Source organism: Emticicia agri (assembly GCF_004168285.1).
GTDB classification, from domain to species: Bacteria; Bacteroidota; Bacteroidia; order Cytophagales; family Spirosomataceae; genus Emticicia; species Emticicia agri.
The window spans coordinates 92,596-106,207 of sequence record NZ_SEWF01000008.1; the positions used below are offsets into that span (position 1 = coordinate 92,596).

The 13,612-nt window shown below is 38.9% G+C and carries 13 protein-coding genes; 10 read left to right on the forward strand and 3 right to left on the reverse strand.

The features are described from left to right. Nucleotides 1–8 precede the first annotated feature (8 nt). Entirely contained in the window at nucleotides 9–509 is a 501-nt protein-coding gene (locus tag EWM59_RS07350; protein WP_130020302.1) for a GNAT family N-acetyltransferase, read from the reverse strand. 54 nt (nucleotides 510–563) lie between these two features. Further along, a complete protein-coding gene (locus EWM59_RS07355; protein WP_130020303.1) occupies nucleotides 564–1,175 on the reverse strand; it encodes a DJ-1/PfpI family protein in 612 nt (203 codons plus the stop codon). 129 nt (nucleotides 1,176–1,304) lie between these two features. Between EWM59_RS07355 and cmk the strand changes: the two genes are divergently transcribed. The 10 genes from cmk (at nucleotide 1,305) to EWM59_RS07405 (ending at nucleotide 11,376) form a co-directional block, all read left to right on the forward strand. Further along, nucleotides 1,305–2,006: a (d)CMP kinase gene (cmk, locus tag EWM59_RS07360; RefSeq protein ID WP_130020304.1), complete on the forward strand. Its 702-nt coding sequence runs from the start codon at nucleotides 1,305–1,307 to the stop codon at nucleotides 2,004–2,006. A gap of 6 nt (nucleotides 2,007–2,012) precedes the next feature. Then, nucleotides 2,013–3,071, forward strand: coding sequence for an NAD(P)/FAD-dependent oxidoreductase (locus EWM59_RS07365; RefSeq protein WP_130020305.1), 1,059 nt, complete (start codon nucleotides 2,013–2,015; stop codon nucleotides 3,069–3,071). A gap of 76 nt (nucleotides 3,072–3,147) precedes the next feature. Then, complete coding sequence (locus EWM59_RS07370) at nucleotides 3,148–5,469, forward strand: BamA/TamA family outer membrane protein (RefSeq protein ID WP_229239307.1); 2,322 nt, start codon at nucleotides 3,148–3,150, stop codon at nucleotides 5,467–5,469. Nucleotides 5,470–5,560: 91 nt separating this feature from the next. After that, complete coding sequence (locus tag EWM59_RS07375; protein WP_130020306.1) at nucleotides 5,561–6,115, forward strand: glycosyl-4,4'-diaponeurosporenoate acyltransferase CrtO family protein; 555 nt, start codon at nucleotides 5,561–5,563, stop codon at nucleotides 6,113–6,115. A 43-nt stretch (nucleotides 6,116–6,158) separates the two neighbouring features. Continuing rightward, on the forward strand, nucleotides 6,159–7,148 hold the full coding sequence (locus EWM59_RS07380) for a phosphotransferase enzyme family protein (RefSeq protein WP_130020307.1): 990 nt from the start codon (nucleotides 6,159–6,161) through the stop codon (nucleotides 7,146–7,148). Next, nucleotides 7,145–8,230 carry a winged helix DNA-binding domain-containing protein gene (locus EWM59_RS07385; RefSeq protein ID WP_130020308.1) on the forward strand — a complete coding sequence of 362 codons (1,086 nt, stop codon included), beginning with the start codon at nucleotides 7,145–7,147 and terminating at the stop codon, nucleotides 8,228–8,230. Before EWM59_RS07380 ends, EWM59_RS07385 begins: the two co-directional genes overlap by 4 nt. 10 nt (nucleotides 8,231–8,240) lie before the next feature. Continuing rightward, nucleotides 8,241–9,005: a response regulator transcription factor gene (locus tag EWM59_RS07390; protein WP_130020309.1), complete on the forward strand. Its 765-nt coding sequence runs from the start codon at nucleotides 8,241–8,243 to the stop codon at nucleotides 9,003–9,005. Between the two features lie 183 nt (nucleotides 9,006–9,188). Further along, on the forward strand, nucleotides 9,189–9,752 hold the full coding sequence (locus EWM59_RS07395) for a transposase (RefSeq protein ID WP_130020310.1): 564 nt from the start codon (nucleotides 9,189–9,191) through the stop codon (nucleotides 9,750–9,752). Between the two features lie 78 nt (nucleotides 9,753–9,830). Further along, on the forward strand, nucleotides 9,831–10,565 hold the full coding sequence (gene bla, locus EWM59_RS07400) for a BlaB/IND/MUS family subclass B1 metallo-beta-lactamase (RefSeq protein WP_130020311.1): 735 nt from the start codon (nucleotides 9,831–9,833) through the stop codon (nucleotides 10,563–10,565). A 145-nt stretch (nucleotides 10,566–10,710) separates the two neighbouring features. Then, nucleotides 10,711–11,376 (forward strand): MCP four helix bundle domain-containing protein, encoded by a 666-nt coding sequence (locus tag EWM59_RS07405; protein ID WP_130020312.1) that lies wholly within the window; start codon nucleotides 10,711–10,713, stop codon nucleotides 11,374–11,376. A 236-nt stretch (nucleotides 11,377–11,612) separates the two neighbouring features. On the opposite strand, the gene glgB is transcribed toward EWM59_RS07405, so the two are convergent. After that, a complete protein-coding gene (gene glgB, locus EWM59_RS07410; protein ID WP_130020313.1) occupies nucleotides 11,613–13,583 on the reverse strand; it encodes a 1,4-alpha-glucan branching protein GlgB in 1,971 nt (656 codons plus the stop codon). Between the last annotated feature and the right edge of the window lie 29 nt (nucleotides 13,584–13,612).

The window sequence follows — 13,612 nt, forward strand, 5'->3', positions numbered from 1 at the left end:
CAGTATATTTATAGTTCAAACAGATATAACCAGTACTTTTTCTCAAACCTGGGTTCTATTTCCTTTAACCTGTAAAACCCCATACGTTCATATATATGACGGGCGGCGTCCATAAATTCAGAGGTATGCAACGCAACCGTTTTTTCACCTGTCTTTTTAGCATGGCCGAGACATAGCAGAATCAGATGTCTGCCAATACCCTTTCCATCATATTCTGTACGAACGCCAACCATTCTTAAATAACACCAGTCTTCCTGAAAAATAGCTGTCGGATTTCCGCTCGGAATATAATAGGCCATGCCCACAATTTCATTCCCATCTTCGCAGATAAAACAGGTTGATTTCCCCAATAAGTCAAGGTAAGTATTTTCGCTATCAAGGATTGTCTCCAGTTTTTTCCAGTTATCAGCAGTTAACTGGTTTTGAAACTGCCCAAAAGAATTTAGTCCAAGCACTCTAAGTTTTTCAATATCGGCAATTGTGGCAGTTCGGTAAGTGTATGGTTGCATAAGAACTATCGGCAGATTTTATTGATGATTGAAAGATTAAGCAGTTGTAAGTCTTTAAATCCTCCAGTAATCATATTGAATATATTGAGCAGTCTCATTAGACACCTCTTTTCCCAATAATTTTGACAATACATATAATGACATATCAATTCCTGCTGATACCCCTGCCGAAAGAATAATCCGCCCATTATCAACCCAGCGTTCTTCAGGCAATAAAGTTGTGTTAGGAGCAGCTTCTCTCATCTGTTCAACTGCTTTGAAATGCGTAGTAGCCGACAATCCTTCTAATAAACCTGCTTTCGCTAAAATCAATGAGCCTGTGCAAACCGAAAGCAACAATTCTACCTTTTCGTTCATGTTTTTTACCCATTCCAATAGTTTCAGATTATTCATTTCTCTTCTGGTGCCAAAGGGAGTACCATCAGGCTTAAATCCGCCACCGCCTGGAATCAGCAATATATCAGGTGTCGGGCAGTTGTCAAAGGTATAGTTAGCTTCTACCAGTAAACGATTCCTTGCGGCAATTTTTGGTTTTTCGGCTACTGTAAAAACCTGAAAATACCCTTCTCCTCCATTTTGTTTACCTGCCACGCCAAAAATCTCAAAGGGCCCTGTAAAGTCTAATACCTCTACCTCATCAAAAATAAAAATCCCTACCGATTTCATAAGTAAAAAAAATTAAAAGCCTGATTTGTTGAATATTTCCGGCAATAAAGGGGAAAATCTGTAAATCATGCAAACTCGAATTGTTACTCTCGCAAATTAGATTTTTCTTTGCAAAAACTTTCAGATTGAATGCAGAAAATTACTATTGCCGTTGATGGCTATTCGAGTTGTGGAAAAAGTACAACAGCCAAAAAAGTGGCAAAAAAATTAGGCTACAGTTATATTGATACAGGTGCCATGTATCGTTCGGTAACCCTCTATTTCCACGAACACCATGTAACACTCACCAACGATAAAGAAATAGAAAAAGCCCTCGAAAATATTCATATCGAGTTCCGCCATAATCCGAACGATGGCAGAAACGAAACCTTTTTGAACGGCTTGAACGTAGAAGACGAAATCAGAAAACTATATATTGCCAATCAGGTAAGTGAGGTAAGTGCCATTGCCGCTGTAAGGCACGCTATGGTAGCCCAACAACGCCGGATGGGTAAAAAGAAAGGAGTGGTAATGGACGGCAGAGACATAGGCACGGTAGTTTTTCCTGATGCTGAATTGAAGATTTTCATGACCGCCGACCCTATAATCAGAGCCAATCGCCGCCAAATAGAACTGGCCGAAAGAGGCGATTTAGTAGATTTGGAAGATATTATTGAAAATATCAAAAAAAGGGATTTGATTGATACTACCCGCAAAGAAAGCCCTTTAAGAAAAGCGGATGATGCCATTGAAGTAGATACTTCTTTCATGACGCTTGATGGACAAGTAGAGGTAGTGTGCGGTTTGGCTGAGGAGGCGTTGGCAAGGGCAGTAAAAAAAGCGACTTCTTAAATTGCCATGCAATCATTCGATTATATCATAGTAGGGCAAGGCATTGCAGGGTCTTTGTTGGGCTATCAGCTTATAAAGGCAGGCAGGCGGGTAATGGTACTGAATGATGAATCGATTCCTACTTCTTCGGCGGTTGCCGGAGGGATATTTAACCCTATTACCGGGAAAAACCTTGATAAAACCTGGTTGGCCGATACTATTTTCCCCTATTTCAAAACGTTTTATCTCTCGCTCGAAAAAGAAACACATAGCCATTTCTATCACGAAACCAACCTTTTTCGCCCTTATGCGAATGAACAGCAACGGAAGCATTTTTTGCGACTGACTGATGAGTTTGATTTAGATAAATACATTTCTTTGGTAAAGCCTGACAGGTATAGTGAAATAGAAAATCATTTAGGTGGGCTTTATACTACCTCTGCAGGTTGGGTAGATGTACCCCTGATGATAGAATCACTCAGGCAATTGTTTATACAATCGGAGGCTTATAAAGCTGAAAGATTTGATTATAAGGCTTTAGATATTTCAGATACACAGGTTGTCTATAAAAATTTTCAGGCTTCAAAAATCATTTTTTGTGAAGGTTATTATGCCTCACAGAATCCTTATTTCAATTGGCTACCCTTCAATCCGGCAAAAGGTGAAACGTTGATTGCCACAATGCCCGACTATTCCATCACAGAGATTGTCAATCAGGGCACATGGATTATTCCGTTGGGCAGTGAGCAATGCAGATTCGGATCAACCTATGTGTGGAATAGTTTAGACTGGCAAACAACCCCAGAAAGTAAAGAGACAATTACAGAAAAAACTGATAAATTTCTTAAAACTTCTTATACCATTACCCATCAGCAGGCAGGTATCCGTCCGACTACGAAAGACCGTCGCCCCTTCTTAGGCAACCATCCTGCCTATTCAAACGTCTTTGTTTTCAACGGTTTAGGCACCAAAGGGGTATCGTTGGCGCCCTACTTTGCCAGTGAGCTATTATTTTTTTTAGAAAACGATAAAGATTTACTACCTGAATCGAACATTCGAAGGTTTTATTCGTTATATTCGTTATAAGATTAAGCATAAAACCCATAATCCAGGATAATATAGATTGAGACCCGATTTAAGGAGCGGGGTTATACAGAGAGCTATGGAAAAAATCTCTACTTTTCGTCGAAGCGTTATTCGCTTATTTACCATTAATGCTCTTATTTTCATAGGAATACAAACTGCTTTTGCCCAAAGTTATTTTTCATCAACCCAGGAAGAGTTTGGTAAAAACCGTATTCAGGAAAAAAGATTTGAATGGCTAACCATCAGAAGTAATAATTTTGAGTTTAATTATTACAGAGGGGGTGATAAAATTGCCCAGAGTGCTGCCAAACTCTCAGAAAGCGAGTATGACCGAATCACCGAGTTGTTAGGGTATACACCTTTTACAACCATGAAGATTTTTCTGTATAATTCGCCAAAAGACTTAGCCCAGAGTAATATTGGTCTTACTGCCCCTATCGACCTTGATGGCAGTATTCTTAACCTCGCCAAGTCAAGGGTACAGATTGCGTATACAGGTAATGAGGAAACTTTCAAAAGAGAATTAATCAGACAGATTTCCCGTTTGTTTGTCTATGATATGCTTTACGGAGGTTCGCTGAAAGAAGTTTTACAAAGCTCTCTTTTGTTGACTGTACCTGAGTGGTACATGGCAGGGATAGCGGCTTATATTTCAGAGAATAACGAAGACCCTATCATGCTCGACCGTTTACGTGCGGCCGTGATGAAGAACAAAGACAAGAAGATTTCTCATCTGGAAGGTAAAGATGCTGAGTTAGTAGGCCAATCTATCTGGAATTACATTGCTATGCGTTATGGCAAAGATAATATCTCCAATATTCTTAACCTTACTCGTATCATCCGTACAGAAGAATCAAGTATCACAAGCACTTTAGGTATTTCTTACAATCGGTTCATGAAAGAATGGAAAGAGTTCTACATGAGTAGTGCGTATGCAAATGTCAACGAAAAAAATGACGAGCCTGAGAAAAAAACCATTGTTTCGCCTAAAATAGAGCTTTCAAAACCTAAAGAAAAACTGGTTCTGGAAAAAGGTGAAATTGATACAGATAATTACGAGTTCGATGCCGAAAATATTATTAAATCTCTGGCAAACGAAACTGCCAGAAACAAGATTGATAATACAGATAAAACGACCCCTAAATTAGGACGTTACAGAGAAACCTTAAAAATCAAAGGGCCGTTTGCGTATGAGAATATCATGATTGCCAACGACGTGAAATCTGATTTTTTAATGGACCCTGTAAGACGTATGGGGATGAAAAATACGCTGGTACTGAATGATTTATTAGAAAACCACAATATCAAATTAGGGTTGTTTATCACTCCGGTATTAAGAAACCATGACATTTTCATGGAATATAACAATAATACCAAACGGGTTGACTGGGGTTTAGGCATCATGCGCCGTTCTATTTCATTCGGAGAATTAGACAACCGTAGTTTGTACCTGTTCCGTCCGCTTAATATCAATACACCGCCAACGGCCATTATTGCCATTGACAGAAGATTGTATTTCAATAAGTTTTCTGCCTATGCCAACTATCCGTTCAGTCGTAACCTGCGTGCAGGTATCTCTCCTTTCCTGATGACCACAAACGATGTGGATTTGATTGAATTAGGACGCAAAAATTTAAGTTCGACTTATTTAGGATATAAAGCAGAAATCGTTTACGATAATACGACTCCGCTATTCAGCAAAGTACTGACAGGCACACGTGCCAAACTTCGTTTAGAACGTTCGTATAGCCTGACTTCAAATACCGAAAATTTCAGCCGTCTGGTAGTTGATGCCCGTCATTATCAAAGAATACTGAAAAGCCTGATTTTTGCTGCTCGTTTATCTTACAGCCGCTCTTTGGGCAATGCACCAAAAGTAACTTTCCTTGGTGGTGTTGAAAACACAATCAACCGTACTGTAGAGACAACCAACGGACAAGGCACGGGTGTTCCCCGTGATTTACGTGATATTCTTTTCTACGATTATGCCGGTAATCTCAGAGGCTTTAACTTTGCCAAACTCTATGGTACAAGCCACTTATTAACCAATTTCGAACTACGGCTGCCATTGGCACAGTATTTCTCTAAAGGCTCGCTTACGTCTAATTTCTTACGTAATATGCAATTTGTAGGATTTAGTGATATTGGTACAGCCTGGTATGGCAATAAAGGGCCATTCAATCGTCAGAACAGTTTGAATACAGAAGTGATTGGTGGAGGAGATAACCCTTTCAGAGCAACTGTAACCAACTTTAAAAATCCTTTCCTGGTTGGGTATGGCGTCGGCCTGAGAACCACTATTTTAGGGTATTTTGTGAAAGCTGATTATGCCTGGGGCCTTGAAGACAAAGAAGTAAACAAGCCTAAGTTATATATTTCGCTTGGTTACGATTTTTAAAAGACAGATAGTCTTTGGATAAATTCATCCGAAGTAAGATAGAAAAACCCGTTCATACCGAATGGGTTTTTCGTTTGTTTAATACAACCTTATGACCCCCACAGACAGGCGAATTCAGCAAACAGCCGTTCTCTACAACCAGTTGATTAATTTCTTCTGGACTATTCTGGCGTTTGTACCTGTGGTTTATTTCTGTTATCAGTATCTGCCGCTCAGACTCTTATATGTATTTGGCGGTATCAGTTGTATAGTTATTTTTATACCTGTTTCATGGCTCAATCAAATACAGTTAAGTCAATCTTCTAAAGTTTATGCCCGAATCGGTATCCGGTTTATCAAGAAATATACGCAGGATGGCGACCGGGTAAATCAGTTTATCAAAAAGCAACATCCACAATATAAATATATTGCCAATAAACACGACATAAAAAAGCTGATTGGAAAGTCTTACATGCAGGAAAAATTCCATTACCTCATTTTTATATTCTTTCTATGTCTTACCATTTATGCCTTGATGCTTGGGTTGATAGGCTGGGCTGTTTTCATTGCTATTGCTAATATTATCTATAATCTCTATCCTATTTTTCTTCAACAATATAACCGAATCAGAATCAATTATTTATTGAAAAGGCAAGCAGAAACTTAGTTGCGAACTTCTTTTTATTAACCACTTTACTAAACCCACTATCATGAACCACTTTCCTGTTATTACGTCAACACTTTCAGAAAATCACCTTGCTTTATTTTTACAGGCTAAATACAACCTTACTTCAGCCACTACCTGCCGATTATTGAAAACAGGCATTAATCATGTATATCTTGTTACTGACGGAGAAAAGAAATCGGTTTTCAGAGTATATAGTCTCAATTGGCGTAGTGAGCCCGAAATTGCCGAAGAAATCAGGTTGTTAAACCTTCTGAAAGAAAATCAACTTCCGGTTTCGTATCCTATGGCTGATGCACACGGAAATTATATCCAGACACTCAACGCTCCCGAAGGAGAAAGATTTGGCGTGATGTTTTCGTATGCCAAAGGTGAAAAGATTCTCAATTTTTCAGCTGAATTACATGAGAAAATCGGTGTAATAATGGCAAAGTTTCATCAGATAACTCACAATCTTTATCTAAACAGAGTTACTTATACACCCGAAAAAGTACTCTTAGATTCACCTCAGCACTTCTTTGGCTTTTTGCCTGATGATACCCCTGAAGTAGGGTTTATCAGATATGCTCAGAAGCATCTGTTAAACAAATTGAAACAAGTAGATGAAATAAAGCTAAGAATAGGAGTAGTACATTTCGACATCTGGTTTGATAACCTGAATATATCGGAAGAAAAAGAAGTTACCCTGTTTGATTTTGATTTCTGCGGTAATGGCTGGTTATGTTACGATATAGCATATTACATTTTGCAGATATATGGTACTGAAACTGATGAAAACGAATACAAACAAAAGGCAGAAAGTTTTCTGAAAGGCTACGAATCAATTACACCTATCAGCGATGAGGAAAGGCACATTTTGCCTTTATCGGGCGAGTGTGTTTATCTGTTTTATCTGGGTGTACAATGCCAGCGGTTTAATAACTGGTCAAATACATTTATCAATGAAGTTTATCTGAAAAGATTCATAAATTTACGTATCAAAAGATGGTTTGACTATAATAAATTAGGCGAATGATGACCAACACCGAAATTATTACCCACAGGCTTTATAACCAGCAAATCACTGAAACGCAATTTACCAAACCAGAGGAGATAGTCTCGTGGCTGGTAGCAGTACAGGCACAGGAATACGCCATGTCAAAATGGGCAATCGGTCTTAGACTCAATGGTGTAAAAGAAGCTGAGGTAGAACAAGCTATTAATGATGGCCGGATTCTGCGTACACACGTCATGCGTCCGACCTGGCACTTTGTAGCCCCTGCCGACATCAGATGGTTACTTGCCTTAACTGCTCCGAGAGTACACGCTTTCAATGCCTTTCAGTACCGGAAAAATGGTTTGGATAGTAAGGTATTCAACAAGTGTAATGATATTATGGTCAAAAACCTCGAAGGCGGCAAATCACTCACACGAGCCACTCTAAACGCTGCTTTTCAGGAAGCAGGTATTGTAACAGATACAATTGGGTTAAGTTGCATTATGATGCAGGCCGAATTAGATGGACTAATTTGCAGTGGCCCACGACAAGGAAAACAATTCACCTATGCTTTGATTGATGAACGAGTGCCCCCTACCCAACCACTGAGTCAGGAAGAAGCGCTTAGCCAACTGGCGTTAAGGTATTTTACAAGCCGGGGGCCTGCTACTGTACAGGATTTTGTATGGTGGTCGGGGTTAACCATGAAAGAAGCCCGGACAGGTATCGCAAACCTGCCACCGTATTTTATTCATACTAAAATTGACGGGCAGGAATACATTTATGCACCTGGAAACCCGAAAGAAGCAGAACATCCCAGACATTCGTTTTTAATGCCTGATTATGATGAATATGGCATTGCTTACAAACACCGTGATGCTATTTTTTTGCCAAAGGAAAAAAATAATCCGGAAGGCAGAAAGCCGACTTTTCCTTTTAATCGCATGATAATTGTGAACGGAACGATTGTAGGGGCATGGCAGCGAACCATTAAAAATAAAGAGGTAATTGTAGAAGTAGCTCCTTTCTATACCTATAACGAGCAGGAAAATGCCATTGTAGAAAAATCTGTTAACCGCTTTAAAACTTTCTTTGGCGGAGGCATTGATGACATAGAATAATTGCTGCAATATGAGTCTGACTACTTTTATTCCGAATGATGCACTGAAACCTTATTTAAGGTTATTGGCGATTTCTGAGGCAACTCAGGAAACGGAATACAAGGTTTTACCCGGTACTTCGCTCGTAATGGGTTTCCAGTATCGGGGACGTTTATCTACTCTTGAAAACACGGCTTTGAAGCCCTTGGATACAGCCGGAATTACAGGTTTGCAGGATAAATTCAGAGTATTTAAAAATTCAAAAGATATTGGTACTGTTCTGGTGTTTTTCAATGAAACCGGAGCCGCTTATTTTTTCAGAGAACCTATCCATGAATTGTTTGGTGAAAGCATTTCGCTGGACAACTTTGTCAACAAATCATGGCTCAATGCCATTGAAGAAAAATTATCAGAAGCATCAACGCATCAGGAGCGAATTAATAGTATTGAGCAATTCCTGATGGCACGTCTTCAACCCATTCAGACTGACACACTGGTACAATCAGCTATTCAGCAGATTCAGTTAGCTAAGGGCAACATCAGAATCAGCGAATTGGCTAAGCAATTATACACCAGCAAAAGTCCGCTTGAAAAACGATTCAGAAAAATTGTAGGTGCCTCCCCTAAAAAGTTTGCCTCTATTGTCAGATTCAATGCTTTACTCAAAAGCCATTCACCTGAAAAATCATTGACCGAATCAGGTTACGAAGCAGGATATTTCGACCAGGCCCATTTTATCCATGATTTCAAGGCTTTTACAGGAGAGACGCCGGAGGGGTATTTTGGGAAGGAATAATATATTATTATACAAAATTCCGTAGAGACGCATTGCATGCGTCTTCAAAGGGCTATGAATAGAGAAAATGTATTTATTGGCTAAAAACGATTCATCAATTAACATTTATTGGTCAGGATATTCCAAAGGAGACGCATGCAATGCGTCTCTACGAAAATGGTTAGAATAAATAAATATTTTTCAATGAAAGAACTATTTAACAATAGATACAGGGTTCCATCAGCACGGTTAGATTCATGGAACTACGCTCATGCAGGTATGTATTTTATAACCATCTGTACTAAAAATAGAGAAGCACATTTTGGTAATATTCATGAATCTGCCTTGATTCCGAGTGAAATAAGAAAAATTGCTTGGGTAGAATGGTTTAAGGCTGCTGAATTAAGGCCTGATATGAATATAGAGTTAGGTGAATTTGTAGTAATGCCTAATCATATCCATGGTATAATAATGATTAGTAGAAATCAATTTAATAAACCCACCTACAGTAATGTCATTGAACCACAAAACCATTTTTCACCACAATCTAAAAATCTGGCATCAATTATCAGAGGTTATAAGGGTGCTGTCAGTTCCTATGCTAAAAATAACAATATTGTATTCGATTGGCAATCACGCTTTCATGAGCATATTATTCATTCAGAAGATGATTATCAAACTATCGCTACCTATATCATAAATAACCCTGCAAAATGGGAAGAAGACAGCTTATTTAATATTCAGTTGAATAAAATTCAATATTCATAGATGCTTATGCAATCACTCGGTTAACCACACGTCATTAAAGAATCCATTAAACATTAATTCCATAAAACCACCTCATCAATGAAAACCACCAAATTATTAATCTTATTCAGCGTTTTCTTAGTTAATATCACATCGTTGGCACAAACCAAACGCCTCGACATTAAACATTTAACGGGCAATTTCTATGTGTATATTACCTATAATGACTACAAAGGCACGTTATATCCTGCCAATAGTATGTATGTAGTAACCAAAGATGGAGTAGTAATGATTGATACGCCCTGGGATGAAAATCAGATGTTGCCTTTATTAGACAGCATAGAAAAAAGGCATAACAAAAAAGTAGTGATGAGTATTTCGACTCATTTTCATGCCGACCGTACCGCAGGATTAAATATTCTGAGAGCCAAAGGCATAAAAACCTATTCGAGTGTACATACCTATGAGCTTTGCAAGAAATTTAAAGAACAGGAAGCAGAATATCATTTTACTAAGGATACTACCTTTCAAGTAGGCGAATACAATTTTAAGACCTATTATCCGGGTGAGGGTCATGCACCTGATAACATTATGGTATGTTTTGAAAAAGACAAGGTATTATATGGAGGTTGCTTTATCAAAAGTACTGAAGCGACTGATGTAGGCAATTTATCAGATGCCAATCCGATAGCATGGGAAAAATCATTGGCACGTTCTATAAGAAAATATCCTACCCCTAAGTATGTAATTCCAGGACATTTATCATGGGGAAGCAATAAAACCATGCAATACACCCTCGAATTAGTGAAGAAATATAATCGTACAAAAAAATAACTATAAGAGACCGACTATAATATCAGAGTGCACTACCGGGTGGTTCTTTTTATATTGGTTATTACACCAATAAGCTATTTTCAATCGTCAATACAAATATAAGTATTTTTACTTATATTTGTATTAAATCAATTTTTACTTCATCATGAAATGGGCATATAGTATCGAGCAGAAAATGAAAGCCGCTATGGTGTTGACGGTTATTTTCGTTTTTTTATTTATCAAGAATGTGTCCGATAAAAGGCATTTCCATGAGTTAGGTGATAGCTTCTCGGCAGTCTATGAAGATCGTCTGATGGCAGAAAGTTATATCTATGAATTATCAAATCATTTATCAAGAAAAAAATTACTGGTAGATGATTGTAATACCCAGGAGGATTTCAACCATATTAAGGATAAAATAAAGTCTCATAATACTGCTATTCAGACCTTAATTGGCTCGTATGAAAAAACCAGACTGACTCCTACAGAAGAGGTCTTATTTAAGAATTTCAAGAAAAAAATAGCTGATGGATTGGCTTTAGAGCAAAAGCATATTCATCAGTCTGATTTCAGTAACGCAGCAAATGCCAGACCTATATTAGACGAGGCTTTTTATGGCATGCTGAATACGCTCAATCATCTGTCAAATATTCAGATTACAGAAGGTGCCAAACTCAATAAATCTTCTCAGAAAATTGTTCTTGGTTCAGCTTCAGATACCCATTTTGAACTGACTTTATTAATTGTTTTAGGAACAATTATTCTTACCTTGATTTTTACATCAAATTCAACGATGCCAAAGACGCCACGAGATGCTTCTTTGAATTAAATCAAAATGCAAAGCCTTACATTATCGGGGATAGATTTAATACCCCAAGCTAATAAATATATCAGAATTTGCCTATTATCGGTGGCTGAGCGCAGTCGAAGCCCCGAGGCACTTGATAAAATGATAAATTAGGGGGCTTTCTACATCGGCAAGTGGCTTCGGTTCCGCTCATCCACCGAGAGGTATTGAATTCATAAAATTAAAAGAGGCTCCGATTTCTCAGAGCCTCTTTCATTTTATTGCTTCAATCTGAACACCACTCCCCCCAAAGGCGGCAGTGAGATTTCAATAGAATTATCTTTGCCATGCAAAGGAATTTTGTTGGTATCTACATTGATATTTACCACACCTGTTCCCCAATATTTCTGGTCATCGCTGTTAAATATTTCTTCATAAGTACCGGCTGCTGGTACGCCGATTCTATAAGGTGAGCGAGGTATAGGGGTAAAGTTCAATACCACTACTATTGTATCTTTTTCATTAAAGCCCTTACGTGCATATACAATTACTGCGTTTTCACGGTCGCTGGTATCAATCCATTCAAAACCATCAGGTGAGAATTGCTTGTCGAACAAGGCTGCTTCATTTCTATACATCTTATTCAAATCTTTCATCAACTCGTTTACACCTTTGTTTGGCTGATGCTCCAATAAATGCCAGTCTAAACTTGTCTTAAAATTCCACTCGGCATATTGTGCAAATTCTCCACCCATAAACAAGAGTTTTGTACCTGGGTGTGTAAACATATAAGTAAACAACAAGCGGAGATTTGCAAATTTTCTCCACTGATCGCCCGGCATTTTTTCAATCAAAGAACCTTTGCCATACACTACTTCGTCGTGCGAGAGTGGCAACATAAAGTTTTCGGAGAAACCATAAACCAGACTGAATGTTATGTCGTTCTGATGCCATTTACGATACATCGGGTCTTTGGCAAAATAGCGCAGGGTATCATTCATCCAACCCATCATCCACTTCATACCAAAGCCTAAGCCACCTGTATAAACCGGTCTTGAAACCCCCGGAAATGCCGTTGATTCTTCGGCAATGGTTTGTGTATCAGGGAAACTTCTGTAAATTTCTTCGTTTAACTCTTTGAAAAGAGAGATTACCTCCAGGTTTTCTCTGCCACCAAAAATATTCGGTATCCACTCTCCGGCATTACGTGAATAATCACGATAGAGCATAGAAGCTACCGCATCTACTCTTAGCCCATCGGCATGAAACCTGTCTAACCAGAAAAGGGCGTTGCTTATCAGAAACGAACGTACTTCATAACGTCCATAGTTGAAGATATAGCTCTTCCAGTCAGGGTGATAGCCCTGGCGAGGGTCTTCGTGTTCATAAAGTGCCGTTCCATCAAAACGATAAATCCCATGCGCATCGTTCGGATAGTGTGAGGGTACCCAGTCTAATAATACGCCAATATCATTGATATGCAGTTGCTCTACCAGATACATAAAATCCTGTGGTGTACCAAATCGGCTACTGGTTGAGAAATAGCCTGTTATCTGATAACCCCACGACGGTTCGTAAGGGTGTTGCATCACAGGCATAAACTCTACGTGTGTAAAGCCCATTTCTTTTACATAAGGCACAAGTGTATTGGCAATTTCACGATAGGTCAATCGGCGTTCGGGGTCGCCCGGGTCACGTTGCCATGAGCCTAAGTGTATTTCATAGACTGAAATAGGTGCATTTAGTGCATTTTTCTGGCGGCGTGTCTGCATCCACTCCTTATCTTTCCATTCATACCAGGTATCCCAGATAATTGATGCTGTTTTAGGTGGGTGTTCCCAATTCAGGGCATAAGGGTCGCCTTTTTCAAAATCAGCGCCTGTGTTCGATGATATAAAATATTTATAAACCTCACCATTGCCTATATTCGGAATCCAGCCTTCCCAGATACCCGAACCATCCCAACGGGAACTTAAGGGGTGAGAACCCCGATTCCAGCCATTAAAATCACCCACAACCGATAAATATCGGGCATTAGGTGCCCATACGGCAAAATATGTACCTATGACTCCCTGATTTTCCACTACGTGCGAGCCCATCTTTTCGTACAAACGGTAATGCTTGCCTGCCTTGAAAAGATTAATATCAAAATCGGTAAATAAACTGAATGGCTCTACGTTTTTGAAACTGGGGCTACTGCTTTCCTGAGGTTCTTCTTGTTTCTTGGTAGAAGTCGTTTTCTTTGCCATAGGTCGAAGCTAATAATGTTTTGTTTTCT

Coding starts and splice junctions, on each gene's coding strand:
- EWM59_RS07350 (WP_130020302.1), bottom strand. CDS start 509: ATGCAACCATACACTTACCGAACTGCCACAATTGCCGATATTGAAAAA.
- EWM59_RS07355 (WP_130020303.1), bottom strand. CDS start 1,175: ATGAAATCGGTAGGGATTTTTATTTTTGATGAGGTAGAGGTATTAGAC.
- cmk (WP_130020304.1), top strand. CDS start 1,305: ATGCAGAAAATTACTATTGCCGTTGATGGCTATTCGAGTTGTGGAAAA.
- EWM59_RS07365 (WP_130020305.1), top strand. CDS start 2,013: ATGCAATCATTCGATTATATCATAGTAGGGCAAGGCATTGCAGGGTCT.
- EWM59_RS07370 (WP_229239307.1), top strand. CDS start 3,148: ATGGAAAAAATCTCTACTTTTCGTCGAAGCGTTATTCGCTTATTTACC.
- EWM59_RS07375 (WP_130020306.1), top strand. CDS start 5,561: ATGACCCCCACAGACAGGCGAATTCAGCAAACAGCCGTTCTCTACAAC.
- EWM59_RS07380 (WP_130020307.1), top strand. CDS start 6,159: ATGAACCACTTTCCTGTTATTACGTCAACACTTTCAGAAAATCACCTT.
- EWM59_RS07385 (WP_130020308.1), top strand. CDS start 7,145: ATGATGACCAACACCGAAATTATTACCCACAGGCTTTATAACCAGCAA.
- EWM59_RS07390 (WP_130020309.1), top strand. CDS start 8,241: ATGAGTCTGACTACTTTTATTCCGAATGATGCACTGAAACCTTATTTA.
- EWM59_RS07395 (WP_130020310.1), top strand. CDS start 9,189: ATGAAAGAACTATTTAACAATAGATACAGGGTTCCATCAGCACGGTTA.
- bla (WP_130020311.1), top strand. CDS start 9,831: ATGAAAACCACCAAATTATTAATCTTATTCAGCGTTTTCTTAGTTAAT.
- EWM59_RS07405 (WP_130020312.1), top strand. CDS start 10,711: ATGAAATGGGCATATAGTATCGAGCAGAAAATGAAAGCCGCTATGGTG.
- glgB (WP_130020313.1), bottom strand. CDS start 13,583: ATGGCAAAGAAAACGACTTCTACCAAGAAACAAGAAGAACCTCAGGAA.